General features: G+C 71.2%; 21 protein-coding genes. 7 read left to right on the top strand and 14 right to left on the bottom strand.

The features are described 5' to 3' along the window. Positions 1–30: 30 nt before the first annotated feature. The 3 genes from GA0070619_RS05955 to GA0070619_RS05965 all read right to left on the bottom strand — a co-directional run bounded on the left by GA0070619_RS05955 (position 31) and on the right by GA0070619_RS05965 (position 4733). Positions 31–969, bottom strand: a complete 939-nt coding sequence (locus GA0070619_RS05955; protein ID WP_088947131.1) for an ABC transporter ATP-binding protein — start codon at positions 967–969, stop codon at positions 31–33. After that, complete coding sequence (locus GA0070619_RS05960; protein ID WP_088947132.1) at positions 966–4007, bottom strand: FtsX-like permease family protein; 3042 nt, start codon at positions 4005–4007, stop codon at positions 966–968. Before GA0070619_RS05960 ends, GA0070619_RS05955 begins: the two co-directional genes overlap by 4 nt. Positions 4008–4085: 78 nt before the next feature. Continuing rightward, a complete protein-coding gene (locus GA0070619_RS05965; RefSeq protein WP_088947133.1) occupies positions 4086–4733 on the bottom strand; it encodes an ABC transporter ATP-binding protein in 648 nt (215 codons plus the stop codon). 273 nt (positions 4734–5006) lie between these two features. Between GA0070619_RS05965 and GA0070619_RS05970 the strand changes: the two genes are divergently transcribed. Then, a complete protein-coding gene (locus GA0070619_RS05970) occupies positions 5007–6173 on the top strand; it encodes a peptidoglycan DD-metalloendopeptidase family protein (RefSeq protein ID WP_231927294.1) in 1167 nt (388 codons plus the stop codon). Positions 6174–6237: 64 nt separating this feature from the next. Beyond that, positions 6238–7611, top strand: coding sequence for an N-acetylmuramoyl-L-alanine amidase (locus GA0070619_RS33290; protein WP_088947134.1), 1374 nt, complete (start codon positions 6238–6240; stop codon positions 7609–7611). 24 nt (positions 7612–7635) lie between these two features. Here GA0070619_RS33290 and GA0070619_RS05980 read toward each other — a convergent pair whose 3' ends face one another. Genes GA0070619_RS05980 through GA0070619_RS05990 form a run of 3 tightly spaced genes read right to left on the bottom strand, consistent with a single transcriptional unit; the run spans position 7636 to position 11455 of the window. Further along, a complete protein-coding gene (locus GA0070619_RS05980; RefSeq protein ID WP_088947135.1) occupies positions 7636–8214 on the bottom strand; it encodes a TetR/AcrR family transcriptional regulator in 579 nt (192 codons plus the stop codon). Positions 8215–8268: 54 nt separating this feature from the next. Continuing rightward, positions 8269–8934 (bottom strand): hypothetical protein, encoded by a 666-nt coding sequence (locus GA0070619_RS05985; protein WP_088947136.1) that lies wholly within the window; start codon positions 8932–8934, stop codon positions 8269–8271. Between the two features lie 28 nt (positions 8935–8962). Continuing rightward, entirely contained in the window at positions 8963–11455 is a 2493-nt protein-coding gene (locus GA0070619_RS05990; RefSeq protein WP_088947137.1) for a PEP/pyruvate-binding domain-containing protein, read from the bottom strand. Between the two features lie 130 nt (positions 11456–11585). On the opposite strand from GA0070619_RS05990, the gene GA0070619_RS05995 reads away from it, so the two are divergent. The 3 genes from GA0070619_RS05995 to GA0070619_RS06005 all read left to right on the top strand — a co-directional run bounded on the left by GA0070619_RS05995 (position 11586) and on the right by GA0070619_RS06005 (position 15722). Beyond that, positions 11586–12236 carry a M23 family metallopeptidase gene (locus tag GA0070619_RS05995; protein ID WP_231927295.1) on the top strand — a complete coding sequence of 217 codons (651 nt, stop codon included), beginning with the start codon at positions 11586–11588 and terminating at the stop codon, positions 12234–12236. A 73-nt stretch (positions 12237–12309) separates the two neighbouring features. Next, positions 12310–12540, top strand: coding sequence for a DUF2188 domain-containing protein (locus GA0070619_RS06000; protein ID WP_088947139.1), 231 nt, complete (start codon positions 12310–12312; stop codon positions 12538–12540). A 173-nt stretch (positions 12541–12713) separates the two neighbouring features. Then, positions 12714–15722 carry a fibronectin type III domain-containing protein gene (locus tag GA0070619_RS06005; protein WP_088947140.1) on the top strand — a complete coding sequence of 1003 codons (3009 nt, stop codon included), beginning with the start codon at positions 12714–12716 and terminating at the stop codon, positions 15720–15722. Between the two features lie 87 nt (positions 15723–15809). Here GA0070619_RS06005 and GA0070619_RS06010 read toward each other — a convergent pair whose 3' ends face one another. From GA0070619_RS06010 to GA0070619_RS06025, 4 genes are all read right to left on the bottom strand, one after another. Next, on the bottom strand, positions 15810–16733 hold the full coding sequence (locus tag GA0070619_RS06010) for a COG1361 family protein (RefSeq protein WP_157743915.1): 924 nt from the start codon (positions 16731–16733) through the stop codon (positions 15810–15812). A 76-nt stretch (positions 16734–16809) separates the two neighbouring features. Further along, positions 16810–17355 (bottom strand): hypothetical protein, encoded by a 546-nt coding sequence (locus tag GA0070619_RS06015; protein ID WP_088947142.1) that lies wholly within the window; start codon positions 17353–17355, stop codon positions 16810–16812. A 232-nt stretch (positions 17356–17587) separates the two neighbouring features. Beyond that, positions 17588–18610, bottom strand: coding sequence for a DUF4331 family protein (locus GA0070619_RS06020; protein WP_088947143.1), 1023 nt, complete (start codon positions 18608–18610; stop codon positions 17588–17590). Positions 18611–18778: 168 nt separating this feature from the next. Next, positions 18779–20038: a glycoside hydrolase family 16 protein gene (locus GA0070619_RS06025; RefSeq protein WP_331716862.1), complete on the bottom strand. Its 1260-nt coding sequence runs from the start codon at positions 20036–20038 to the stop codon at positions 18779–18781. Positions 20039–20421: 383 nt separating this feature from the next. On the opposite strand from GA0070619_RS06025, the gene GA0070619_RS06030 reads away from it, so the two are divergent. Then, positions 20422–20820, top strand: coding sequence for a hypothetical protein (locus tag GA0070619_RS06030; protein ID WP_088947145.1), 399 nt, complete (start codon positions 20422–20424; stop codon positions 20818–20820). A gap of 16 nt (positions 20821–20836) precedes the next feature. Here the strand turns inward: GA0070619_RS06030 and GA0070619_RS06035 are convergent, their stop codons facing one another. Next, positions 20837–22303 carry an aminotransferase class V-fold PLP-dependent enzyme gene (locus tag GA0070619_RS06035; RefSeq protein WP_088947146.1) on the bottom strand — a complete coding sequence of 489 codons (1467 nt, stop codon included), beginning with the start codon at positions 22301–22303 and terminating at the stop codon, positions 20837–20839. Beyond that, entirely contained in the window at positions 22290–23975 is a 1686-nt protein-coding gene (locus GA0070619_RS06040; RefSeq protein ID WP_088947147.1) for an ATP-binding cassette domain-containing protein, read from the bottom strand. Before GA0070619_RS06040 ends, GA0070619_RS06035 begins: the two co-directional genes overlap by 14 nt. A gap of 213 nt (positions 23976–24188) precedes the next feature. On the opposite strand from GA0070619_RS06040, the gene GA0070619_RS06045 reads away from it, so the two are divergent. Beyond that, positions 24189–24581 carry a PPOX class F420-dependent oxidoreductase gene (locus GA0070619_RS06045; RefSeq protein WP_088951586.1) on the top strand — a complete coding sequence of 131 codons (393 nt, stop codon included), beginning with the start codon at positions 24189–24191 and terminating at the stop codon, positions 24579–24581. A gap of 41 nt (positions 24582–24622) precedes the next feature. Here the strand turns inward: GA0070619_RS06045 and GA0070619_RS06050 are convergent, their stop codons facing one another. Both GA0070619_RS06050 and GA0070619_RS06055 read right to left on the bottom strand, forming a co-directional pair. Beyond that, on the bottom strand, positions 24623–25456 hold the full coding sequence (locus GA0070619_RS06050) for an alpha/beta fold hydrolase (RefSeq protein ID WP_157743916.1): 834 nt from the start codon (positions 25454–25456) through the stop codon (positions 24623–24625). After that, positions 25453–26037 (bottom strand): TetR/AcrR family transcriptional regulator, encoded by a 585-nt coding sequence (locus GA0070619_RS06055; protein WP_088947149.1) that lies wholly within the window; start codon positions 26035–26037, stop codon positions 25453–25455. Before GA0070619_RS06055 ends, GA0070619_RS06050 begins: the two co-directional genes overlap by 4 nt. Positions 26038–26105 lie beyond the last annotated feature (68 nt).

A 26105-nucleotide genomic window follows, 5' to 3' on the forward strand; every position in this document is an offset into this window, starting at 1 on the left:
CGACAACGACGGCAACGCGTTCAACCAGGTTCAGACGGCGTGGTCAGGCTCGCCGCTGGCGCTGGCCACCCCGTCGTCTCCGCCGAGGGACGACGGTGCGGCCACGGCACGCAGAGTGATCGACTCATCGTTGTGGTCGACCTCGAACAACGTCCCGGCCGGGAAGGCCGCCGACGTCTCGGGCGGCAACTGGATCGTCCCGTCACCGGCCACCACGGCGAAGTCCCGGCCGTTACGCCCCTCGGCGCCGACCCGGCCGTCGCGGATGGTGACCGCTCGGCCGAGCTGGGCGCCCACCTCGCCGTCGTGGGTCACCACGACCACCGTGGTGCCCCGCTCCGCGTTGACGGTGGCCAGCGCCGCGAGCACCTCGTCGCGACCGGCCACGTCGAGCTGACTGGTCGGCTCGTCGACCAGGAGCAGGCCGGGCCCGGCGGCGAGCCCCTGCGCCAGAGCGGCCCGCTGGCGCTGCCCCGGGGTCAGGTCGCTCACCCGCCGTGCGCCGGCACCAGCGAGACCGACCAGGTCCAGGATCGCCTCCGGTGGGTCGAGCCGGCGTCCGGCGAGGCGCGCCGCGGGTCGCTGCGCCAACCAGATGTTGCGGGACAGCGACAGGTGCGGCAGCAGGTTGCGTTCGGCGCCCTGGAGCACAGTGCCGACCGTGGCCCCGCGCAGGGCGGCCAGGCCCTTGGACGAGAGTCGGGACAGCTCGTGGTCGCCCACGTAGACCCGCCCGGCGGAGGGTTGCATGAGCCCACCGAGGATGGCCACCAACGTGGACTTGCCGGAGCCGGACGGACCCACCAGCGCCAGCATCTCGCCGGCTGCGATGTTGAGGTCCACGCCGGAGAGCGCGACGACGTCGCCGGTGGCGGTGGGGTAGATGTGGATCAGCCGGTGGCAGGTGACCGCGACACCCCCGGCCGGCTGTGCGGCGGTCACCGGCTCGTCCTGCCGCGCGGCGGTCATCGACCGCTCCGGCGGCGCACCGAGGCGGCGATGATCCGACCGAGCACGACCGCCGTGAGGGCGAACAGGATGACGGCCGGCACCGCGAACAACAGCAGCCGGCCGACGTCCGGCCAGTCGGGTAACGGGACCGGTGAGCGGCCGTCACTGAACAGACGCTGCCCGCGCCGGGTGAGGAGCCAGATCACCAGGGTGACGAGAGCACCCGACCCCACCGCGAACACGACCGGCCACCCGTAGCCGCCACGCACGGCGCGTGGTGGCAACCCCTGCCGCCGGAGGGCCACCAGCATGGCCACCCGGGTGCGCTGCTCGGCGGAGGCCGTCGCCACCAGGCCGGCCGCCCCGATCAGCACCCCTGCCAGCGCGGCGAACACGTTGAAGCGCAGCGCCAACGCCGCTCCCTGTCGATCGAAGTCCTCTCGTACGCGGGTGATCGTCCGGTCACCTCGCACGACCAGACCCTGTGCGCGAAGCCGGTCGAGGACGTCTGCGGGCGCCGACTGCGCCAACCAGACCTCCTCGCTGCCGTTCTGGCTGGCGACGGCGAGTCGGTCCGCGTACTCCAGGTCGACGATCAGACCGGAGCCACCGAGCCGCGGCAGGCGGTCGGCCAGGCCTCGAACCGACCCGTTGGTCGGTGTCCCGTCGACACCGTCGTACGGATGAGACCCGCCGAGCCCCGTCCCCTTCGACCGGGTCAGGTAGACGGGCAGCGGGAACGGCGCATCGGCGACACCGACGCCGGCCGGCCTTGCCCGCCGGGCTTCGGGGATATCGAGGACCAGCCCCGCCTTGGTCCCGCTCGCGGCGTTGAGAGACGTGTCGTTCGGATCGAGCAGCCGCCACCGTTGCAGATCGGCGAGTTGCGCGCCGGTCAGCACGACGGTCCCGCCTTCGCCGTCGCCTTCGGCGGTGCGCAGCTCCTCGAACTGGACCCTGAGTGGCCGGGGCACCACGGGAGCGTCGATTTCGATCTTGACGATCCGGCATTCCTGCGCGCACTCGGGCACCTGGAGGACGTAATCCTTCTGGCCGGGCTGGATGTCGTCGCGGGGAGGGAGGACCACACGGGTGCCGTTCCGGCCGGAGATCGTGATCGCGAGGCGGACCCGATTCCCGGCGAAGACCTCGGCGTCGAAGTCTGCGGACAGAGCCATGATGAGCTGTCGCCCTCGCAGCTGCACGGGTGCGCCCGGTGCGGGCGGGTGGATGTCTCGGGCGACGTCCGGCAGGGACACGCCGTAGGACGGATGCGGCGCGGCCACCGTCGCCAGCCGGTCGGAGTCCACGGCCAGCAGCGGTGTGCCGGCCGCGTCGGGCGAACCCGACACCACGGCGGCCATCGCGAAGCTGCCCTCGGGATCGGCCGCCCGCACGGCTGTCAACAGGTGTGAACGGGAGGTCGCGTCGACCTCGACGACGCGGGGCGCACCGACCTCGACGGCCGCCCGGTCGCGGTAGGCGGCCGAGGCGACCTCACTCGTCGCGACGGTGAAGGCGAGCATTGCGACGACAACGGTGAGGAGGGCGATCAGGGGTCGGAACCGCGGTTGCCGGGCCACCTGCACCAGGGCGAGGCCGACCGCCGTCCGGCCGCGCAGGAGCAGCTGCGCACCCACCACGGCTCCGGCGATCATCGCGACCCGCGCCAGCAGCACACCTGCGGCGAGCGCTCCGGCGACCGGCGCCACCAGCGCGAGGCCGCTGGGCGATCCGCCGGAGCGTAACTGCACCACGGCGGCCACAGCGATGGACACCGCGACGACGTCACCGATGGTCGCCCGCCATCCCCGTACCCGTGCCGGCACCCGGCGCAGCAGGTCGACGACCGGCGCGGACATCATCCGAGCCTGGGCCAGCAGCACCGCGGCGAGTGCGCCGACGGCGCCGATGGTGGCGAATCCGACCGTGGTCGCGTCCACCACGACGTCGACGTGGGTCGGGAGGGTGTGCGCGGCGAGCAGTTTGGCAGCGGCCAGACCGGCCAGGCAGCCGAGGGGAATCGCGACCAGCACGGGCACGGCGTGCTCGCCGATCGCCAGCGCCCACAGTCGTCGGCGCTGCACCCCGCGGAGCAGGAGCAGGCCCTGCTCCGGTCGCCGTTGGTCGGCCGCCGACGCAACCGCGACGAAGAGGACCAGCCAGCAGAGCAGGACGAGCAGCCCCGCGCCCAGCGCCACACCGTCGGCCAGTTGCCCGCGTTGCAGCGTGACGCGGTCCAACAGACTGGGCAGGGAAGTGCCGGCCCCGAAGCCCTCACGGCTCCCGTCGCGCTCCAGCACCGCGACCGCCGCCTGCAGGTCCTCTATCGATCGGCTGTCCAGCAACTGCTCGGTGGCGTAGAGATCGGCCGTCGACCGGAAAAGGATCACCTGCTCGTCGACGAGGGGCGAGGACTCGGCACTGAAGATGGCGTCCTCGGCGCTGCCCGGGATCGACGTGCTGGTCGAGTCCGCCGGGGGTGGCCGGATGAACTCCTCGCCAAGCCAGAACGGGTCCTTCACGTCCAGCGGCTGGTAGATGCCGGCCACCCGCACCGGCACCACGCCGAACGTGAACTGATCCCCGACGGCGACACCGAGCCGCGCCGCGGTGTGCGTGCTGACCATGACCTCGGGGAGCTGACCCCTGGAGATGGCCCGGGGGCAGGCGCCGGTCACGGTGACGCGTTCGCAGACCCCCGCCCGATAGGTCAGGTTCGAGGTCACCGTGCCGGCACGACCGGCGGCGACACCGCCACTCTGGGCGCCCAGGACGACGTCGAAACCGGCCGGCGTCAACTGCCGGACCTTGCCGGCGAACACCGTCCTGGTGGGATCGCCGGGCATCCCCGGATATTCGACGGGATCGGCGAGTCGCATCCGAAGCTCGTTCGGCTGCGCGGTGGACAGTTCGTAGCGCCACAGGGCCTGCCCGGCCGCGGCGACATAGCTCGGTGCGGCCGCTGCGGCGGCGCTGGCGAGCACCGCGAGTAGCAGCACGGCCATGGCCTGTGCACGGCGGGCCGCGATCGCGCCCCAGATGACGGTCAGCATCAACGCCGACGGTATTGACTCGGCCGCCGGCCCGCTGCCCCGTGCGGGTGGACTGAGACCTGCCGGTTATTCCGGGCCTCAGTCGCGCAGGATCTCCGCCCGGCCCTCGACGAGGTGCAGCTCCGCTTCGCAGGCGGCGGCCACCTCCGGGTCGTGGGTGGCGAACACGACGGCGGCACCCCGGCGTGCCTCGTCGTGCAGCAGATCAAGAACCCGCTGCCGATTGCCAGCGTCCAGTTCGCTGGTCACCTCGTCGGCCAGCAGCACGCCGCCGCGCAGCGCGAGACCGCGAGCGATGGCCGTGCGCTGCTGCTGGCCGCCGGACAGCTCCTCGACCAACTGGTCGGCCTGGCCGGCGAGACCCAGCCGATCCAACATCGCTGCGGTCTGCTGGCGGGCCTCCGGCGCTGCCACACCGCCGGCGACCAGTGCCACCTGGAGGTTTTCGGTCGCGGTCAGGATCGGGGCCAGACCGTTGTCCTGCGGAACGAGGACGATCCGCTGCGCAACCGCGTGATCACGGTCGCGGAGCGCCTGCCCGTCCACCGTCACTGTGCCGTCTCGTGGGCGCAGCAGCCCGGCCATCGCGTTGAGCAGGGTGGTCTTGCCGGCACCCGACGAACCGGTCAACGCCAGCACCCGACCCGGACGGACCGTCACCGACACGTCCCGGAGGACGGCCGGCGCGTCGCCGTAGCCGACCGACACCCGTTGAAGAGTCAACATCTGCGCTCGCCCCCTCCGGTACCGGCGTTCCGCACAGTGCCACGCCCGACCGGATCGCGCAATCCTCGTCCACGGGCCGTGCAGTGCGCCAAACCGGCCCGCACGGGCGCGAATCCAGGGATGTAGAAAACCTTCGATGGGTGCGTTGACTTCGACGATTTGCTACATAACAATCAGCGTCAATATCGACGGTCGTCTCTCGGTTGTCATCCGGAAGGAGGCACCCGTGGCGGAAACCGACGGCCCGAAAACCCATCCGAGAGTGAGGCCACGATGAGACACGGTCGACGACTGGTCGGCGGCACAGCCGCGGCCCTGTTGATGGTCACGAGCCTGATCGGGGCGGCGCCCAGCGCCGCCGCCGCGGCTGTCACCCCCGCGCTCACCGCCGCGGTGACCGCCAAGCTGCTCGGCTCCTCCCAACTGTCCACGGCCGACGCGCGACCGGAAACCCGGATCACCGTCAGCCGCACCAGCGGCCGCTGGGCGTTCGGCACCGCTGTCGCTCTCGCGCCCCGACAGGAGGACGCCCACCCGACCGGGTCGATCTTCCTCGCCCGGTCCGAGTCCGCCGGGTGGCGGATCGCCTTCGACGGCGAGGCCGCCTTCGGCGAACTGGCCGCCGAGTCGCCCCTCATGACGGGTCAGGAGAGGAGCGTGCTCACCACCACGCCGGCCCCGATGTACGCGGGCGGCGACTACCGGACCGGGATGGCCCTGCCGTTCGGCGTCGGCCAGACGTGGACGCTCACCAGCGGCCCGCACGGCTGGGGCGGAAGCGAGTCGCCGTACAGCTCGGTCGACCTGGCCGGCGGCGACCAGGTGGTCCGCGCGGCCCGGGCCGGAACGGCGTACACGATGTGCCAGGGGTGGATCCGGGTCATCCACGACCGGGGCTACTCGACCGACTACTACCACCTGTGGAACAGCATCTCCGTCAACGGCGCAGGTGTCGGCCAGGGCGCGGTCCTCGGCAACACCGGCACCGACGTGACGTGCGGCGGCGCGGCCTACGGCCGGCACGTCCACTTCGGACTCCGGCAGAACAGCGCGTACGTGCCGATCGCCGGCCACGACATCGGCAAGTGGGTGCTGGCCAACGGCGCCGCCGCCTACCAGGGCGGGGCGCGGCACGGGTCGGCCTGGGCCGGTGCCGGGGCGGGCCTCTACAACTACGGCGCGCTCGGCTTCAACCAGGGGGTGGTCGACGCGAACGGCGGCGGGGTGCTCACCCGACGTGCCGGGCCGGGAACCGGCTACGGCTCGCTCGGCTCGGTCGCCGACGGCGCCACCGTCACCATCTCCTGCTCCGCCAACGGCACCTCCCACACCGGGCGGTACGGCACCACGGCGCTCTGGAACCGGTTGAGCGACGGCAGTTGGGTTTCCGACGCCTACCTGTCGACCGGTGTGAACGGTCCGATCAACGGCTGGTGCTGACGAGTTCGACCACCGAGGTTGGCGGCTGACCGGCCGCCAACCTCAGTCACCGCAAGGAGAGCTGATGCCCGTTCGAAGCTTCCACCGAGGCCGGTTCCTGCTCGCCCTGACCACCGCCCTGACCGGAGTCGTCGCGGTCGCGTCACCGGCCGTCGCGGATCCCGCTGGCACGCCAGTGACGGCCGCCCCGCTGGCCGTCGCGTTCGACACCGCCGCCGCCCGGTACGACGTTCCGCGCGACCTCCTGGTAGCGCTGGGCTACGCCGAGTCGCGGCTGGAGATGCACGCCAGCACACCGAGCGCGGCGGGCGGCCACGGGCTGATGCACCTGGCGAGCAACCCCGGGGTGCGCACCCTGGACGAGGCTGCCGCGCTCACCCGGCTCAGCCCGGCCGCGCTGCGTACCGAACCCACAGCGAACGTGCTCGGGGCGGCTGCCGTCCTGCGCTCGTACGCCGATCAGGCGGGCCTCGCCGCCGCCGCGCGCGACGACGTGAACGGTTGGTTCGGACCGGTCGCCCGGTACGGCGGCGCCAGCGAGCCGTCGGTCGCGCGGCTCTACGCGGACACCGTCTACGACCTGCTGCGTGCCGGTTTCACCGGGCGCGGCGGGGCGGTGGCCGGGCGGCCGGTAGCGCCCCGGCGAGGTGGCCTGGAGCGGGCCGCCGTGCTCGGCGGGATCGGCACCCTCAGCACCGACTACGGGCCGGCCGCGTGGGCGCCGGCCAGCACGAGCAACTACACAGCGGCCAGTCGACCGGGCAGCCACCCGGTCACCCGCATCGTCATCCACATGACGCAGGGCTCGTACGCCGGCGCTGTCAGCTGGTTCCAGAACCCGGCCGCCCAGGCCAGCGCGCACTACACCTTCCGCTCGTCCGACGGGGCCGTCACCCAGTCGGTGCGGGAGAAGGACATCGCCTGGCACGCCGGCAACTGGACCTACAACACCGAGTCGATCGGCATCGAGCACGAGGGGTTCGTCGACAACCCCGCCTGGTTCACCGATGCGATGTACCGCGCCTCGGCCGCGCTCACCCGTAGCCTCACCACGAAGTACGGCATACCCAGGGACCGGGCGCACATCATCGCCCACCGTGAGGTGCCCGGTGCCACCCACACCGACCCGGGCCCGAGCTGGAACTGGACCTACTACATGCAGTTGGTGAACGGGGTCACCGGTATCGGCTCCGGCACTGTGAACACCGAGGCGTCCAGCCTCAACGTGCGCTCCGGCCCCGGCGCCAGCTATCCGGTCGTCGGCTCGGTCGCCGACGGCGCCACCGTCTCCGTCTACTGCCAGGCCGTCGGCAGTACGGTCACCGGCCCGTACGGCACGACCTCCGTCTGGAACCGGATCGGCACCAACCGCTACGTCTCCGACGCCTTCGTGCTGACCGGCTACGACGGGTACATCCCGAACGTGCCGCGCTGCTGAGGGCACACCTACGACCGCGACCGCTCAGGCGGCCGCCGACGAGCCGAAGAGCAGGTCCAGCTGGGCGTCCAGCGCGTCCAGCGCCTGCTCGGCGGTGTACTGCCCGCCCAGCAGATAGAGGCCCAGCCCCTCCATCAGCGCGAGCAGGCCGGCCGCCTCGGCGGCGTCTCCGGTGGGTAGGACGCTGGCGATGAAACTGGTCAGCTGCATGGTGTCGGCGCGCAGACCGGTCGCGGACGCCGGTCGTACCGCTGTGTAGGCGAGGAAGGCCAGCGCCACCCGCCCGTCGTCACGGGTCCGGTCGTCGAGCGGCAACAGCGCGGCGATCATCGTGCGCAGCAGCAGCCGGGGGGCGGGGTTCTCGCCCAGGCGCGCCAGGGCCTCGGTGACCCGGATCTGGCCGCGTTCGCGGACCACCGCCATCGCGAACGCCATCATCTCGTCCTTGGTCCGGAAGTAGTGCTGGACCATGCCGGCGGACACGCCGGCCTCGGCAGCAACGTGACGGAGGCTGACGGCCTCCAGGCCCTGATCCGCGGCGACCCGCATCAGCGCGTCCGCGATGAGGGTGCGTCGCTCCTGGTGATCGACCTTCTTGGGCATGGCCTCGATCGTTTCACAGTGGGTGACCCGGACACCCCGCCGGCGCGGCGGCGGTCACCGGCTGACGGTGGTGCTCGCGGGGGCGCCGCGCGCGCTGCGCAGGAGGCCGTCCGGGTCGTCGGCGTACAGCCGCAGCTCGTCCACGGGCGTGGACCCGGTCTTCGCCAGGTCGACGGTCAACGGCCGGCGCAGCAGGACGTCGATGCTCGTCTGGCTGCCGACTGAGACGGACACCACCCGACGGTCGCCTTCCTGCTCGACCTGCACCGACCTGCTCGACGGCAGCGAGCGGTGACGCTTGCGCAGGGCCTCGACGTCGGTCCACGGGATGAAGATGTCGACGCCCGAGCTGAGCCGCACCCGCAGACCCCGGTCGCCCACGATGTGCGGGTGGAGCGTCATGCTGGCGAACAGCCCGATCATCCAGAGCAGACCCCAGATGCCGAGGCCGAGCACGATCCAGCGGGCGGGCCGCCACGGCACCACGTGGGTGACGACGACATCGAAGATGGGGATCTCCACCACCGACAGGCCGATGAAGATGCCCAGGATCGGCTTGACCACGCCGAGGTAGCCGAACGGCTCGTCGCCGGGCTCCAGCGGCAGGGGGCGGCGCCAGGCCCAGACGTACAGGCTGCGCCAGGTCGCGGCCTCGGCCTGGGCCGCCCGGCGCAGCAGCGGGCCCACCCGCGCCCTGGTCGGTGCCGTCGTGTCGGTCATGGTCGTCCTTCTTGGCAGGAGCCGACGGTCAGTGGACCGTGATGGTGCCGGCGCCACCGTCCACGGTGACGAGCTGTCCCGTGGAGATCGTCCGGGTGGCGTCCGGCACGCAGATGACGGCGGGAATGCCGTACTCGCGGGCCACCGTCGGTCCGTGCGCCATGATCGCGCCGGTCTCGGTGACCAGCGCAGCGGCCGTGAGGAACAGCGGGGTCCAGCCCGGGTCCGTGGTCGTTGCCACCAGGACGTCGCCGGGCTCGATGTGGGCGGTGCCCGGATCGTGGACGACCCGGGCCGGGCCGGTCACCCGGCCCGCCGACGCGCCCACGCCGGCGAGCGTCCCGTCGCCGGCGGGCCGCGCCGGCAGCACGGTCTCCACATCCGTGCCGTCGGAGAGCAGCGCCACCGGCACCGTCCTGCGACGCAGCTCCCGGCGGTGCACCGCCCGTCGGGCGGTCACGGTCCCGCGCGGATCCACACCCTGGTGTACGGCGGCGTGCACCTCGTCGAGGGTCAGGAACATGATGTCGTCGGGCTGGTCCAGCAACCCCGAGCCGTGCAGGTCGGCGCCGATGAGCAGCAGTTGGCGGCGCGTCTCGCGCAGCGGGTACAGCCCGGCGAACTTGCCGGCCTCGCGCAGGCCGGCCAACGACCGCGCCCGGCGCAGCAGGAAGCCGGCGATGCGGCCCCGCACCGGGCGCCGACGGCGGGCTCGCGCGACCAGTGCCGTCAGCGACGCCTCCGCTGTGGCGGCGGCCCGCTGGAAGCGCTGGTCGGGGCCCTGCCGCGGATCGGTAACCCGCAGGTAGTTGGCGACCGCGGCGAACACCGGCGTGGGGTCCTCCGCCCAGCGCGGCACGCCGAGGTCGACTTCGGCGACGCCCCGGTGACCGTAGACGTCGAGGAAGGTGGTCATGCCGATGTCGGGCAGCGTTCCGCGCAGGTGGCGCGCGGCCAGCTCGGCCGGCGGGGTGTCGAGGAGGAGCTGACGGTGGTCGCCCGCGCCCTGGGCGAGCCGCCACAGGGCCAGGTCCATCTCGATGGTGACGTTGTGCGGCATGCCGCCCAGCACGGTGTGGATCTCGTCCGGGCCGGCGACGCCCTTGAGCAGCGCGGTAGGCAGCGCGGCGGCGAGCATCCCCGCCACGATCGGCCACATGATGGCGTCGGCGCTGTCGTCGGAGTCCTGCGCCTGCACGAAGCGCAGCCGGTCGGCGGCGGTCCGCAGGTCGGCGGGGGCGGCCGACCGTACCCTCATCTGCTCGATCGCATCGAACATGCGGATCCTTGCTGCCTCCGGGCGGGCCAGAGCCCGCAGGATCCCCACCACCGCGCGGCCGGCCGTCCGCAGCGACGCGGCACCCTGTGCCCGACCGCGCCTGGCCCCGCCGCTGGTTGGGGCGAACCGGGGGTCCGCCAGCACGTGCTGCATCACCGCCTGGGCGCGCGGCCCGAAGTCGACCGCCAGGAGCTTCACCAGTCGCTTGCGGGACGACCTGTCTCGCGCCAGGTCGCTCAGGTCGCCGTAGAGCCGGCCACCGATGTCGACGATGTCGACCCGCACGCCGAGCGCGGCGAGCATCGCGGCGATCTGCGTCCGCAGTGTCGACATGCCCATCGGGGTGACTGGTTGCAGCATGCCCTGGACGTGACCGAACTCCAGGTAGACCCGGGTGAGGGGCTCCCCGGTCCGTGGTGGGAGGGGGAACAGGCTGGTGATCGGCCGGGACTGCAGGAGCCACAGGACGTCGTCGGCGTCGATCGCCCACTCCACGTCCTGGGGGGAGCCGAAGTGGGCCTGCAACCGCTCGCCAGTGGCCCGCAGCTCGGCCAGGTGGGCGGACGTCAGGCATCCCGTGTCGTCGCGTGGGACGCCGTCGACGTAGTGGTCGACATTCGCTGCGCCGTCGACGTGGTGGTCGACATTCGCTGCGCCGTCGACGTGGTGGTCGACAATCGCTGAGCCGTCGAGGACGTAGTGGTCGACGGTCGCCGCGCCGTCCACCACGGTCGTCCCGAGGCCGGCAGCGGCGTCGACCGCCATCTCGTCGCGACGCCCGGTCAGCGGGTTCGCGGTGAACAGCACCCCCGCCACCGTGGGCGTGATCATGCGTTGCACGACGACGGCCATCCGCACCGTCTGATGATCGATCTGGCGGGCGTCGCGGTAGGCGGTCGCCCGGCCGCTGTGCAGCGAATCCCAGCAGGTCTCGATGGCGGCGATCAGCTCGGCGGTGCCCGTGACGTTGAGGACGGTGTCCTGCTGGCCGGCGAAGCTGGCGTCGGGCAGGTCCTCCGCGGTGGCGCTGGAGCGCACCGCCACCGGGCCCGCCCCGAGCCGCTCGTACGCGGCGACGACCTCGGCCGTGGGAATGACGCCGAGTCGGTGGGCCTCGGTGGTGACGCAGAAGCCCTCGGGGACCCGTTCACCGCGCCGGATCAGCTCGCCCAACCCGGCGGCCTTGCCCCCGACCAGGTCGAGCATCTGGGTGGTCGCCTCGGACAACGCGATCACGTGCATGGGGCCCACTCTCATTGCAATACGACTGCATTGCATCTGACCGTACCCCGTTCACGATGCGCCTGCAATGTCTCCTTCGGTCGGGCGGCCGGGAGCGGAAGCGTTGCCGGCGTCTGCCATGCTCGGGCCGGTGACGACCGGCCGCCCCGACACAGCCCGCACCCACCGCCGCCCTCGAAACCGCACTGTCCGGGTTCTCCTCGCGCTCGTCGCGGTGGCAGCCGTTCTCGGCGTCGCGCTGGTCGTGGTGCCGATGCTGCGACCGGCGGGTCCGCGCCCGCTCTTCCAGATGCCGGTCAGCTGCGGCGAGACGTGGCAACTGGGCACCTACCCCGGCCACGACGACTACGACGTCGACCTGTTCCCCACCGAGGGCGAGGCGTGGGGGCGGCCGGTGCTCGCGTCCTACGCCGGCACGGTCACGGTGGCGGGCATCAACGGGTCGCTCGGTGGCCGCACCCCGGACAACCCCGACGGCCCACGGGGGCGGGGTGGCGGTTACTGGGTGAAGATCGACCACGGCGGCAAGTGGGAGACGCAGTACCTGCACATGCTCGAACCACCCCTGGTCGAGGTCGGTCAGAAGGTCGCCCAGGGTGAGCAGATCGGGCGGCTCGGCAGCACCGGCAACTCCGGCGCGCCGCACCTGCACTATGAGCAGCGACGCGGCTGGGACAAGGTGGAGACCCACTTCGACGGGGAGCCGTCGACCATCACCACCGACGACCGCGAATACACGGTCAAGCGGACGAGCAACAACTGCCCTGCGGCCGTCTCCTGAGGACGGCAGTTTGCCCCGGTGTGCCTGGGGGCACCTATTCGGGAGACATTCAGACGCAGGGAGGGAGCCGGCCATGGCCAAGGGTGACGTCGATACCTACCAAGAGGACGGGCAGTGGAAGAACAAGCCGGAGGGCAACGAGCGGGCCAGCAGCACGCATGACGTGAAGGCCGACGCGCAGGCGCAGGGCCGCGAGATGGCCGCCGACCGTGGCGTCGAACACGTGATCAAGAAGCAGGACGGCACGATCGGGGAGAAGAACACCTACCCCCGCAGTCGTGACCCCCGTGACATCGAGGGCTGACACAGCTCGCTTTTCGTCCACTGACCTCCTCGGCATCGCCGAGGAGGTCAGTTGGCTTTCACGGCCTGTTGGTCGCCGGCTGGGCCGTCCGGCCATCTCCGTCGTACGGGAAATATGGGCGTTTTGGGGGGATATAGTCCAGAACGGGACTGGAGTGAAAGCTGGGAGTGGGCATGTCGTTTTGGGGCCGGCGTCGTCCGACCAGCACCGCGGCGCTGGTCGTCGTCGTGATCGCGGGGGTCCTCGCGTTCGCGCCGCAACCGGCGCGGGCGGCCGGGTCCGTCCTGTTCGACCAGCCGTTTCACAACAACACCGCGAACGGCCTCGGCGCTGTGGCGGTGCCAGGTGTGCCCGGCGCCTCCGCGACCAACGCCGCCTGTCTCAGCGCGGCGGGCAACTCGACCACCGGACCCCTGCTCAGCTGCCTCACCTCCACCGACCCGCAGGGCGCGGGCAAGCTGCGCCTCACCCCCGCCACCGTCACCCGCCAGGGTGGGGTGGTCGGTGCGGTGAGCGTGCCGACCTCGCAGGGGCTGCACGTCACCTTCAACACCTACCAGTACGGCGGCAACAACCCGGGCGCGGACGGCCTCGCGTTCGTGTTGGCCGCTGTCGACCCGGCCAACCCGAGGCCCCCGTCCACCCTCGGCCAGCCGGGCGGGTCACTGGGCTACTCGGCAGCGTTCAACGGCGCCTCGGTGGGCCTCTCCAACGGTTACCTCGGCATCGGGCTGGACGTCTTCGGCAACTTCAGCAACAGCACGTACCAGGGGACCGGGTGCACGAACCCGCCGTACATCTCGACCACCAACGGCCGGGTCCCCGGCCAGGTCGTGGTACGCGGACCGGGCCGCAACAGCGTCGGCTACTGCGCGATCAACAGCACCGCTACCAGCACCTCCTCGGCTGCACTGGCGTTGCGGGCCGCCACCCGGGCCGCCTCGGTGGTGCCGGTCGAGGTGGTCGCCAACACCACCTCGTCCCCGTTCACCACGGACACCGGCATCACCGTTCCGTCCGGTCAGTACCGGGTCAGGTTCACCCCGGTCGGCGGGTCGGCGCGGACCCTGGCCGGCAGCCTCCCGGTCGTGTCGCCGAGCCTGTACCCGTCGTCGACCTGGCTGAACGCCAGCGGCTACCCCCGGCAGCTCGCCTTCGGATGGGTCGCCTCGACCGGCTCGGTCACCGACTTCCACGAGGTCGACAACGCACGGGCGGTCAGCTTCAACCCGGTACCGGACCTGAACGTGTCACAGACCAGCGCGGTCGGGGCCAACCCGCACCCCGGTGACCCGGTCACCTACTCGATCACCGCAGGCGTCGACGCCGGGGCCACCGAGACGTCGCCGATCACTGTCACCCAGACCGTGCCCACCGGTGTCGTACCGCGCGGCGCGTACGGCTCCGGCTGGGTCTGCGGCGCCCCGTCCGGGCAGACCATCAGCTGCACCAACAGCAACGGCCCGTTCGCCGGTGACACCTCGCTGCCGCCGATCACGGTCGCGGCAACCGTCACCGGCACAGCGGTGACGCCGTCGCTGATCCAGACCACGACGGTGGCGACCTCGTCCTCGATCGACGCGAACCCGGGTCTCTCCACAGTCACCACACCCGTCGCGCCGGCCACCGCACCCGCTGGCGTCACCGTCACCCCGGACCAGAGCTCGGTCTCCGGGGGAATCGCGGTCACAGTGGGCGGCAGCAACCTCACCGGAGCGACAGCGATCACCATCGGTACGGCCGCCGAACAGCAGGCCGGCACGTCGGTGCTGCTGTTGCCGTGTACCTCCGGCCCGGCCACCGGCTGCTTCACCGTGAACCCGGGCGGCACCCTCGGCATCTCCTCCATGCCCGCCCGGTCCAGCCCGGCGACTGTCACGGTCAGCGTCGTCACCCGAGGCTCGGCGGGATCGGCGAGTTACGTCTACGCGTCCGCGCCGGTCACCCCGACCACACCGACCGCCGCAGCGGGCGTCACCAGCGCCACAGTGAACTGGACCGCGCCGCCGGACAACGGCAGCCCGATCACCGGCTACCTGATCACCCCGATCCGCGACGGTGTCGTCCAACCGACCCTCTCCTTCGACGCCTCCACTACCAGCCGCACGTTGACGGGACTGACCCCTGGCGCCTCGTACGCCTTCCGGGTGGCGGCGGTGAACGCGTACGGCACCAGCACGGCCAGCCCGCCCTCGGCGGCCGTGGTCCCGTACACCCTGCCGGGAGCACCGACGATCACCTCGGCCACGGCGGGGACCAACGCCGCCACGCTGACCTGGACCGCCCCGGCCAACGGCGGCTCGCCGATCACCGGTTACACAGTGACGCCCTACGTCGGCGACGTGGCGCAGACACCCCAGGCCTTCACCGGGACCGCCACGACCCGGATCGTCACCGGGCTGACCGCTGGCACCACGTACACCTTCCGGGTGGCCGCGACCAACGCCGCCGGGACCGGTCCACAGTCGGCCTCCTCCGGGTCGGTCACGGTCAACGCGGCACCGACGTTGACCTTTGCACCGCCGCCGCCCGGCAGGGCGTACGACCCGTACCAGTACCAGCTGACGGTGACCGGCGGGACGGGTCCCTTCGTCTGGGCGGTGAGCGCCGGGAGCCTGCCCGCCGGGCTGACCCTCGACCCGGTCACCGGTCTGCTCTCCGGTACGCCCACCGTGTCCGGAACATTTCCGTTCACCGTCCGGGTGACCGACTCGTTCGACCAGTCGGCGACCCGAGGAGTCGAACTGGTCATCAGCCCGCTCGGTGGGCTCTCCATCAGCGTCCCGGCGATCTCCCCGCTCGGCACCGCCAGCGCGGGCACGACCGGCGTCTCGGGCCAACTCGGCCCGGTGACAGTGACCGACGATCGCGGGCCGTTCTCCGGAAACTGGGTCAGCGTCGTCTCCAGCACGAGCTTCACCACGGGCTCCGGCTCGGCCGGCGAGACGATCCCGAACAGCAGCATCACGTACGCCTCCGGTGCCGCCCTGACCACCACCGGCGTCGGCACCTTCGTCCCGCAGGCCGGCGCGGTGCTGGACACCCCGCGTACGGCCGCCAGGTGGTCCGGCCAGACCGGCGGCCCGAACTCCGTCACCTGGAACCCGACCCTCTGGGTGACGCTCCCGCCGGGGGTGGTGGTCGGCGACTACGCGGCGGTCGTGACGCACTCGGTCATCTAGGGCCGCAGCGCCAGGGCTGGGCCCTGAGAAACATCACTGCCCGGCCGTTCCTCGGGAAACGGCCGGGCAGTCTGTGTGGACCGGAGGTCAGGCGAGCCGGGTGCGTTGTCGGCGGACGAGATACCAGCCGGCAAGCGTGACGAGCACCAACAGGGCGATCCCGCCGACCGCGTAGACCAACCAGTTCGGCCCGGCGGAATTCGCGACCACCATCGGCGCCGCGACGGGCAGGCTGATCTTCCCGGTCGCGGTGCGTTCGACGATGCCGCTGGCCAGCTTCGCGCGCACGTCCCAGGTCCCCGCGGGCAGTGCCTGGTTGACCTCGATCTGGACCTGGCCGCTCTGGCCGGGCAGGATCGTCACGCCGTTGGTCACCTTGAACGGGCCGGCCTGGACCGCCGCCCTGGTCAGCGACAGGGTGCCGGTCATGTCCAGCGCGCGCTCGCCGGTGTTGGTGACCTTCGCGGTGATCACCGGAAACTCGCCGGGTCCGGGTTCCGCGGCCAGCCCGTCGATGCGGAAGTCCGTCGGCGGCTCGCCACCCGGACCGATGTCGAGGTAGACCCGGATGCCCACCCGGTGGATCTGGGTGATGTTGCCGGTGCGCTCCTTCGCGCTGGTGACCTGGGCCCAGATCGCCCCGTACCGCTCACCCTTCGACGCCTTCCTCGGCACGGCGATCTCGACCTCGACCGGCCGTCGCTCGCCCGGGTCCAGCTCGATCCCGGAGGTCTTCAGCCGGATCCAACCGCTGAGTTCGTTGCCCGCGCGTCCCTCGGGAACGGTGAAGGCGTTGTTCTCGACCGATGCCGCCCCGGAATAGAAATCGATCTTCTGTGACTCGCCGGAGGTGTTCTCCACCTCGACCCGACGGTTGATCGTCGCCCCGGGCTTCAGGTGATCCACGATGTAGACCTGGGCCCGGGGATCCTGCACCCTGCTGGCGGGGATGTCCAGCATGCGGATGCTGATGGCGGCGTCCTCGGCGGGCTCCTGTCGCTGCTCCCGCACGGCAGCGGCTGGTGCCGCCGAAACCCCGAGCGCCACGAGGGCGACCGAGGCCAGCAGCACCAGCCGGCCGAGCGGGTCAGAAGACCGAATGTGTCACCGTCCCCGTGTAGACACCCTGGACGGTGCCGACGGGCACGTTCACCACCAGTGTGGGGTTCCAGGTGGCGAAGTTGTTTCCCGTGCCGCCGGTGTGGCTCATCGCCGTCCGGGGGACGTTGACGATCACTTGCTGGGCGGCGGTGGGCTGCCCCGGCGTGAAGGTGCCGCCGCCGGCGGTCGCCGTGGCGGGGCCGGACCAGTACAGGACGTTGATGTTGGGGATCGTCTCCCCGGAGCTGCCGCCGCCGGTGACGAAGTCGGTGGAGGTGACGTTGGCGGTCCAGTTGGGGGTGAGCGCTCCACGCTGGTCCAGCACGGTGACCGGGCCGAGTTGACCGGAGATGGTCGTGCCCTCCACCCCGTTGCCGATGTTCGCGGTCGCCGGCACCGTGATCGAGAGACCACCGGCGGCGTCGACGGTGAGGGTCACGACCGTGTCGCCCGTCGTGTCCGCGGCGGCCGGCCCGGCGAGCGCGACGACGGCGGCAACGCCGGCCAAGCCCGCGAAAAACTTTCTACGCATCAACTCTCCTTGTGTCCTGAATAACCCATGGGAAGCAGTTCGAGCGTAACTACGCAAAAGCCCCATCAGGGGCTGAATGACGCAGGGTCACTCCGGCAGGCGGAGTCGATGCCCGAGCGGGTCATCTGGGGGTGGACGATCCACCGCTCTCAGCGAGAGTCGGGGTATCCGAACGTTCCGGATACCCCGACTTCTCCTGAGCGACGGCTCGTGTGCGGCTCGCGGATCTCCGTCAGGCCGGGACCACGTAGGGGAAGGAGGCGGCACGGGCCGACTTGACCACCTCCGGGGTGAGCCCGGAGGTGGTGCCGGTGTTGAGGATCAGGGAGAACATCACCTCGGGCGCGTTGTCCGCCATGGTGCGCCCGTTGCGGATCGCGAAGCCGAAGTTCGCGGCCGTGCCGACCTTGTACGACAGCCTGTCGGGGTAGAGCTGTCGGGCGACGCTCCAGCCGTACGCCTGGGGGTCCGGTGCGGTGCCGTTCGCCGCGACGACACCCGCGACGGCGTTGGCGATCTCCTCGCCGTCCTCGGTGAGGTCTTGACTGGGGTGGCGGAAGTTGGCGGGATTCGAGAAGTCGGTGTCGTGCGGCCAGAAGATCGGCCACATCATGGGGTGGCCGGCGCGGTTGATCTGGCGCCAGCCACCGGCATCGGTGGCCAGCAGCGTGCGACACCACACGCCGATCTCGGTGCCGTCGCGCAGCAACGGCTCGTCATGGGAGACCTCAAGGACTATCGACTCCACTGTCGTGCCTGCGAAGCTGTTCTTGGCCTGGTCGACGCGCCACGCTGAGCGGTCCACCATCGACCCGTCCTTCACCGCGCCGTTGATGGTGGCGAGTTCGTCGAGATCGATGAAGAACGGGTCGGCGATCCGCCCGGCCCAGATCCGGACGTTGCCGCCGGTCGTCACCTCGCCGGTGCGCCCCTCCGCGATGGGAGTGCCCATCGCGGCGTCGTCGCGGGCGTCCGCCCCGGTCAGCTCGTACAGCTGGAAGGTCTGCCTGTTGTCACCGTCGAGCTCGCCGAAGGCGAACCGGTAGGTCAGATCCTCCATCTCGGCGCCGTTGACGTGGATCTTGATCTCGTAACGGCCCTCGGCGTGGAAGCCGCGCTTGATGTCAGCCTTGGTCACCGAGCTGTTGACGTCCATCACAAACACCGTGGCGCGGTTGCCGTCGAAGACATACAGGTCGTCGATGTAGAGCTGGCCGCCCTGGGCGGCGAGGGGGGTGTCGAGGTGGTGCGACATGAGTTCACTCCCGGAGCGGCCGAATATCTGGATTAATCCGAACATAGCGGGCAGGAGACAACCTGCCGCGCCATCGGCTGAATCCGGAGTCGCCCGGGTTGGGGGCCCGCACGGCGGTGGGCCGCCCGAAGCTGTGCTCGGACGGCCCACTCGGCGGTGCTGGTGTCGTCAGATGCGAGACCACTTCTGGTTGGCCGCGCCGAGGCAGTCCCAGAGGTGCAGCTTGCCGCCGTTGTTGGGATTGGCTTCCCGCACGTCCACGCACTTGTTGGCGTTGAGGTTGACCAGGTCGCCGGCAGCGTTGAGGGTGAAGCGCTGCGCGGGATTGCCGTTGCACGTGACCAGGTTGACCTCGGTGCCGTTGGCGGTGCCGGCCCAGGCGGGGTCCATGCACTTGCCCATCGCGCGGATGGTCCCGTCCGAGGTGAAGGTCCAGGCCTGCGCGGCGGTGGTGTTGCAGTCCCAGATCTGGAGCTTCGCGCCGTCGACCGGGTTGGCGCTGGGGATGTCGATGCAGCGGCCGCTCTGCGCCCCGCGGATCCGGCTGGTGCCGGGAGTCGGGTTGCCGCCACCGTCGGAGGTGTAGCTGGACACCCGGACGTAGTCGACGAGCATCTGCTGCGGGAACTGCGTGGAGCCGTCCGGGTAGCCGGGCCAGTTACCGCCGACCGCCACGTTGAGGATCATGAAGAAGGGGTGGTCGAACACCCAGCGGTTGCCGCCGAGTCGGGCGGGGTCGACCCGGTGGTACTGCACCCCGTCCAGGTACCAGGTGATCACGTTCGGCTCCCAGTCGACCCGGTAGGTGTGGAAGTCGTCGGCGAGCGGTGCCCCGACGGTGCGGCTGCCTGTGATGCCGCCGCCGCCCGAGTAGCCGGGTCCGTGCACCGTGCCGTACACGGTGTTGGGCTCCCGGCCGATGTTCTCCATGATGTCGATCTCGCCGGCGTCGGGCCAGCCGCCGCCGGTGCCGAGCATCCAGAACGCGGGCCAGATGCCCTGACCGCGCGGGATCTTGATCCGCGCCTCGAACCGACCGTACGTCTGGGTGAAGGTGGCTGCCGACAGGAGTCGGGCGGACGTGTATTCACAGCGCCCGTAGTGGCACTGGTAGTTGCCGGGGTTGTCTCGGCGGGCCGTGATGACGAGGTTGCCCTGGCCGTCGTGGACGGCGTTGCTGGTGCTGTTCGTGTAGTACTGCCGCTCATTGTTGCCCCAGCCGCTGCCGCCGATGTCGAACCGCCACTTGTTCTGGTCGACAGGCGTGCCGGCGGGGGAGTTGAACTCGTCCTGCCAGCTGATCGGGCCGATGGCGGCCTCGGCCCGGTCGGGATGCGGCGGGACGACGAGCGCCGCGGCGGTCGCGACGAGTGCGGCCGCCATGAGTACGAGTGGGCGGAAGCGGAGTCTGGGGCGGGCTGTGAACACGGGAGGCTCCTCAGCGAGGGGGGTGGCGGAGGCTGCGTGCCGGAGAGGCGGAGAGCGCTCTCTAGAATGAAGCATGTCGATATCATTACCTTCTGTCAAGACTGTTTCCAATATGCCAACCGTCCGTTACCGCCCGATGCTGCGCAGTGATCGGTGGAGTGCCGGTGGGCGACAGGATCACCAGGTCGATCGATGTCTCCGAGGTGGACGGCAGCCGCCGCATCGAAGCAGGTCGCCACGATCGAGTACTACTCGATAGCGGTCGAATCGACCCTTCCTATTGCCGTGAGGCGTCCACCCGGGACAGGATGGCGAGGCGAGCGGGAAACCTCCCCGTAACCTGCGCGCTGCTGGTCTCTGTCACAAGGAAGTGGGAGTCAGTCATGAGCGACGCGTCGACGGCGCTGGGTGTGCGCCTCTACCCGGATCTGGTCGAGCGGGGTGGCCTGGCCCCCGCGCTCATCGAAACCGCTGCCCGTCATGGGCTCGATCTCGGCCGGGTCACCGCCCCCGAGCAGGGGCGGAGCCGGTTCACCTGCGCCGAGCTGCACTCCGAGCAGGGCGTGGTCTGCGTGACGCTGGGTTCGCAGGCCCGATACTTCATGATCGATCTGCGGGTCTCGGGCGAGGTCCTCGCGCGCGGCGACGTCATGGACCTGTTGCAGGTCGCCAAGGTGGCGGCGGCTTGGCAGGCCGGGATGACGATCGCCGAGCTCACCGCCCAGTTCCCGTTCATGGAGGAGATCAAGCACCGCCCGGCGCCCGTGGCCCAGGTCAGCTAGCGCGCCGTCGGTCAGGTCAACACCGTAGCCGGGGCGGCAGAGCAGCCTCGACGCCGACCTCACGGTTCAGCCAGGTCGACTGGACGAAGGCGACGAAGCGTTCCGCGTCGGTCGCGGTGGAGGCCAGCCCGAACGAGACGCGGACCGCGCCGCCCGTCGGCAGCCGCAACGTGGCGAGATACTGGTCGATCGTGTCGACCCGCGCCAACAACCGCCGCCGCAGCGACTCCCTCCTGATGCCGAACGCGCCCTCACCCGCGCCCGGGTTGCAGAAACAGCCGGTACGCAGGGAAAAGCCCGCCGCTGCGGCATCCCGTGCGACCAACCGCTCGTCGACCAGCGTGCCGTCCGGATGGCGGAGGTTGAAGGTCACCGTCGCGCCGCGCCCCGCACCCGTCGTCGGCCCGTACACCTGGACCAGCGGCCCACCGGTGTCGTGCCGCAGGGTGACCAGCCGCTCCAACAACCATTCGGTGAGCAGGCCGACGCGGGTGTGCACGAGATCGACGCCGATCGAGTCGAGCCAGCGCAACCCGAACTCCACGTCCGGGATGCTCAGGAAGTTGAGTGTGCCGTCCTCGAACGCCGACTCGTCATCCATCGACCGGTGCCAGTCGCCCTGCACGCTGACCGCGCGGATCGTGCCGCCGGCGAACCACGGCCGGCGCAGCCGGGCCAGCGCGTCGCGCCGGGCCAGCAGCGCGCCGACCCCGGTTGGATAGCCGAAGAGCTTGTACCAGCTCAGACACACGAAATCCGGCCGGACGACGCTGAGGTCCAACCGGTTCGTCGGCGCGAAGGCGGCGGCGTCGAGCAGCACGTCGTACCCGTGCTGGTGGGCCAACTCCACCCAGCTCAGCGGGTGCTGCACGCCGGAGAAGTTGCTCTGCGCCGGATAGGCGAACAACCCCCGGCGGCCCGGACGACCCCACCGTCCGGCCAGCCCGCGCGGGCCGGCGTCGAGCACCCTGGTGAGATCCGGTTCGGCGACCCGTAGCTCCGGCCCGCTCAGCGGTACGTAACGCACGGCCCCGCCGGCTGCCCGGGCGTACTCCCGGATGCCGTTGACCGAGTTGTGGTTGTCCCAGGTCAGCACCAGCGGCGAGGCCCGGCCGAACTCGTACGCCTCGCCGACCAGACGACAGGCGCCGCTGGCGTTCGGGGTGAAGACGACCGCGTACTCGGCCGGGTCGGCGTGGAAGAAGTCGAGCACCGCGCGTCGGGCCGAGTCCACCAGGGAACCTGCCGCCGCGCTGGTGGGGTTCTCCGAGTGGGGATTGCTGTACAGGCCGGCGAGCAGCCGATCGTGGTGTTGGCGTACCTGGGCCTGTGCCGCCACCCCGGCCCCGGCGTAGTCGAGATACACCTGCCCGTCCGTGTCCAGGTGGCGGTACTCGGTGGCGCGCAGCTCGTCGATCCGCCCGGTGGCGGCGTATCCCGCCAAGGCGGTCGGGGAGGTGCGCGGCGGCTCAGGTCGTTCCACGGGAGCCCCGTCGTGCCAGCACCGCCCAGGTGGCGCACAGGAAGAGCAGCACGAAACCGCCGAGCACCAGCCAGTTGACCCACACCGGCCGGGAGAAGCTGTCAGCGTACGTGGCGAGCAGCGGCGGGCCGAGCGGGGAACCACCGTCCCGCCAGAGCTGCTCCACCCCGGCGGTGTGCCCGAGGGCCTCGAACGCCCACCGGTTCGACATCGCGTGGCTGAGCCACTGACCGCCGGTCGCCATGGCGGGCACCGGCAGGATCGCGCCGACGAACAGCACCTGCGGGAAGCAGAGCATCGGCAGCATGAGCGTCGCCTGGGCCGCGTCGGAGACGGCCGCGGAGCACAGCAGGCCGAGGGCGAGCGCCGCCGCCGAGGAGAGCAGCAGGGTCGCGTACAGGGCGGCGAAGTCCCGGCCGTCGACCGGTGGCAGCCGGTCGATGCCGCGCAACACCCCGAGCAGGGCCAGGTCCACCAGGGCCAGCAGCGGAAGCAGCACCGCGACCTTCCCCATCAGGTACGGCACCAGCCGGACGCCCGCCAGCCGCTCGCGGCGCAGGATCGGCAACTCGGTGCAGATCTGCAGCAGCCCGTAGGTCAGCCCGAAGAAGAAGCCGCCGAACGCGATCCAGAACAGGATCATCACGGTCACCGTCGGGCTCGGCCGGGTCGGGTCGAACGCACCTGGCCGGAACAGCAGCGCGAACATGCCGAGCACCATCAGCGGCGAGCCGAGCAGGATCGCCAGGGTCAGCCGGTTGCGGACGACGATCTCCGCGTTGCGCGTGGTGAGGACGGCCCACTGACGCAACCGGCCGACCCGTCGGGGCGCTGGCGCGGAAACGTCGCAGTGGTCGGTCGCGCGGGCCGGCGGGCCGGCGTCGCGCTGAGCGGCGAAACGGTCGGGCCAGGCGGCCGGGTCGGTTTCCTCGTCGAGGCGCAGATGCACCTCCGCGAGGGACCGCAGGCCGAAGAACTCCCGGGCGGCGGAAGGTGTGCCGGTGAACGCCAGGCGGCCCTGGCGGGTCAGCACCACGACCCGGTCGCAGTGGTCCACGTCGGTGATCTGGTGGGTGGTGAGCACGACTGTGGTCCCCGCGTCGGCGAGGGTGCGCAGCACCCGGAGCAACTCCACGGCGATCGCCGGGTCCAGCCCGGAGGTGGGCTCGTCCAGGAAGAACACCCCGGGCCGGTCGAGCAGCTCGACGGCGATGCTGGCCCGCTTGCGCTCACCGCCGCTGAGCCGGCCCACCGGCACCGCGGCCCGCTCGGCGAGCCGCAGTTCGGCCAGCACCTCGGCCACCCGGTCGCTGATCTCGGTCGGCCCGGTCCCGGATGGGAGGCGTAGCCGGGCCGCGTACCGCAGGGTCCGGGCCAGTGGCAGCTCGCGGTGGATGATGTCGTCCTGGGGCACGAAGCCGATCGCGTGGACCGTGTCTGCGCCGTCGTGTGCCACGGTGCCCGTCGTCGGCCGCCGAACCCGGGCGAGCGTCTCCAACAGGGTGGTCTTGCCGGCGCCGCTCACGCCGATGACGGCGACGACCTCGCCGGGCTGGATGGTCAGCGAGATGTCGTCGAGGATGCGGCGGCCGCCTGGGACGGTGCGGCCGAGACCGGTGGCCGTGATGCCGAGGCCGGTACGCGGGGGAGACGTGGTCTGCTCGGTCGTCATGTCGGGTGCCCGATCCGGTCGGTGGGTGGTCCGCCTGAATATCGTGCCTCGCCGATGCTACGTCCGGTGTGGACCGTGCCGGCCCCGCCAGCTCAGCCCGCGCTCCTTCGTCCTCGCGCCGGTGGGGCACCGGTCGCCCAATCGGCGTCGTTGATCATTTCGTGCGACTGTTGACGGGTGATCAGCATTGATCACCCGGAAGGAGACGGCTTCGTGGATCTGCCTGACGACCTGCTCGCGTTGTTGCGGGAGCCGAGCACCTGCTACGTGACCACCCTGATGCCCGACGGTTCGCCGCAGCTCACCCAGACCTGGGTGGACACCGACGGCACCCACATCCTGATCAACACGGTGGAGACCCACCAGAAGACGCGCAACGTCCGGCGCGACCCCCGGGTGGCGGTGGCGATCTCGGACCCGCAGAAGCCGAGCCGCTACCACGAGGTTCGCGGGCGGGTGGTCCGCACCAGCACCGAGGGCGCCGCCGAACACATCGACCAGTTGGCGCAGCGTTACCTCGGTGGGCCGTACCCGTGGTTCGGTGGCCGCGACCAGGTCCGAATCATCCTGACCATCGAGCCGGACCGGGTGCACTCGATGGGCTGACCGGCCGAGCTGTCGCCGTCTCGGCCACCCCGAGGTCTCGGCTAGGTCGCCGAGATCTCGGCGAAGAACTGCCGCAGGGCGTCGGCGACCAGAGCTGGTGCCGTCATCGTCGCGAAGTGTGACTGGCCTGGCCAGACGACGTGGCGCGCGGCCGGAATCGTGGCCGCGAGGGTGTGCGTCGTCGTGGGCATCGGCTCCCACGTGTCGGCGCCGGACAGCACGAGAGTCGGCACGGTGATCGAGGACCACCGGGCGATGTCCGTGCTGTCCCCGGCGAGGGCCTCGAGATCGTGCAGCCAACCGATCGCCGACCGCCGCGCCTCGACCGGGTCGGGCGTCCGGTCGCCGGCCGCGGCGGCGAAGGCGGCGACGACCTCCGCCGGAACCCGTGTCACGCCGTTCAACGCCGCTGCCATCGCCCCGGCGTCGTCGCGTTCGAAGGCGGCACGGTACGCGTCGAGCAGGGGTGCGACCTCCGCTCCGGCCGCGAAGAGCGGCGGCTCGAAGACGGCCAGCGAGCGTACGTCGCGCGGATCGGCCGAGGCGGTGTGCAACGCCACTGTCGCTCCGTAGGACGCTCCGACGAGATGGACCGGCTTGCCGGACGGCTGGCGGGCCGCCGCGATGACGGCGGTCAGGTCGGCGGTCTCCTCCGCGAAGGACTTGGGGCCGGGCGGGACGTCGCTGGGACCGTAGCCGCGCCGGGCCGGCATCCACACCTCGTGGTCGTGGGCCAGGTCGTCCGCGACGGTGGCCCAGGAGTGCAGCCCGCCGCCCGAGCCGTGCACGAGGACGACGGGGTCGCCGGCACCCAGGCACCGGACCACCAGACGGGTCCCGTCGGCCGACTCGACATGGTGATCGTGACTGGTCACTGCTGCTCCCGCGTTCCGGTCGGCCAGTTGGTCACTGTGAAGTGCACCGCGTCGAGGATCGAGTGCCAGGACGCGTCGACGGCGCGGGGATGCCCGAAGCCGTCCGCCGACTCGAGACTCACGAAACCGTGCAGGGTGCTGCGGACGAATCGCAACGCGTCGGTCAGAGCGGGCTCGTCGAGCCCGTAACCGCGCAGCATCGCGTAGCTCAGCTCGATGAGGCGCAGGTGGCCCGTCGAATTCGTGCCGACCTCGGCCGGCAACGGAAGCTGGGTCGCGGCGTACTGCCCCGGGTGCGTGACGGCGAACGCGCGCCAGGCGTGGGCGAACCCGACGAGGGCCTGGTGGCCCGCCCGACCAGCCACGGCGATCGCGAGTGCGTCGGCGAACCCGGCCGCCGCGCGGATCGCGACCTGCTCGATCAACGCGTCCCGGCTGCGGACGTGCACGTACAGGGCGGCGTCCGAGACGCCGAAATGCCGGGCGACGGCCGCGACGGTCAACCGGGACAGGCCGACCGAGTCCGCCAGCTCGGCCGCGGCGGCCGAGACGCGTGCGCTGGTCAGTCCCTGCCGTGGCATACCGTTCCTTTGGCTGGTTAGGAATTAACTTAGGGCTCCTAAGATAGCATCGCCGCCAACCCCGGTTG

The organism is Micromonospora zamorensis (assembly GCF_900090275.1).
GTDB classification, from domain to species: Bacteria; Actinomycetota; Actinomycetes; order Mycobacteriales; family Micromonosporaceae; genus Micromonospora; species Micromonospora zamorensis.

Bases quoted from the DNA above. Each gene is read 5' to 3' on its own strand.
- GA0070619_RS05955 (WP_088947131.1), bottom strand. From the start codon at position 969: ATGACCGCCGCGCGGCAGGACGAGCCGGTGACCGCCGCACAGCCGGCC.
- GA0070619_RS05960 (WP_088947132.1), bottom strand. From the start codon at position 4,007: ATGCTGACCGTCATCTGGGGCGCGATCGCGGCCCGCCGTGCACAGGCC.
- GA0070619_RS05965 (WP_088947133.1), bottom strand. From the start codon at position 4,733: ATGTTGACTCTTCAACGGGTGTCGGTCGGCTACGGCGACGCGCCGGCC.
- GA0070619_RS05970 (WP_231927294.1), top strand. From the start codon at position 5,007: ATGAGACACGGTCGACGACTGGTCGGCGGCACAGCCGCGGCCCTGTTG.
- GA0070619_RS33290 (WP_088947134.1), top strand. From the start codon at position 6,238: ATGCCCGTTCGAAGCTTCCACCGAGGCCGGTTCCTGCTCGCCCTGACC.
- GA0070619_RS05980 (WP_088947135.1), bottom strand. From the start codon at position 8,214: ATGCCCAAGAAGGTCGATCACCAGGAGCGACGCACCCTCATCGCGGAC.
- GA0070619_RS05985 (WP_088947136.1), bottom strand. From the start codon at position 8,934: ATGACCGACACGACGGCACCGACCAGGGCGCGGGTGGGCCCGCTGCTG.
- GA0070619_RS05990 (WP_088947137.1), bottom strand. From the start codon at position 11,455: ATGCACGTGATCGCGTTGTCCGAGGCGACCACCCAGATGCTCGACCTG.
- GA0070619_RS06000 (WP_088947139.1), top strand. From the start codon at position 12,310: ATGGCCAAGGGTGACGTCGATACCTACCAAGAGGACGGGCAGTGGAAG.
- GA0070619_RS06005 (WP_088947140.1), top strand. From the start codon at position 12,714: ATGTCGTTTTGGGGCCGGCGTCGTCCGACCAGCACCGCGGCGCTGGTC.
- GA0070619_RS06015 (WP_088947142.1), bottom strand. From the start codon at position 17,355: ATGCGTAGAAAGTTTTTCGCGGGCTTGGCCGGCGTTGCCGCCGTCGTC.
- GA0070619_RS06020 (WP_088947143.1), bottom strand. From the start codon at position 18,610: ATGTCGCACCACCTCGACACCCCCCTCGCCGCCCAGGGCGGCCAGCTC.
- GA0070619_RS06030 (WP_088947145.1), top strand. From the start codon at position 20,422: ATGAGCGACGCGTCGACGGCGCTGGGTGTGCGCCTCTACCCGGATCTG.
- GA0070619_RS06040 (WP_088947147.1), bottom strand. From the start codon at position 23,975: ATGACGACCGAGCAGACCACGTCTCCCCCGCGTACCGGCCTCGGCATC.
- GA0070619_RS06055 (WP_088947149.1), bottom strand. From the start codon at position 26,037: ATGCCACGGCAGGGACTGACCAGCGCACGCGTCTCGGCCGCCGCGGCC.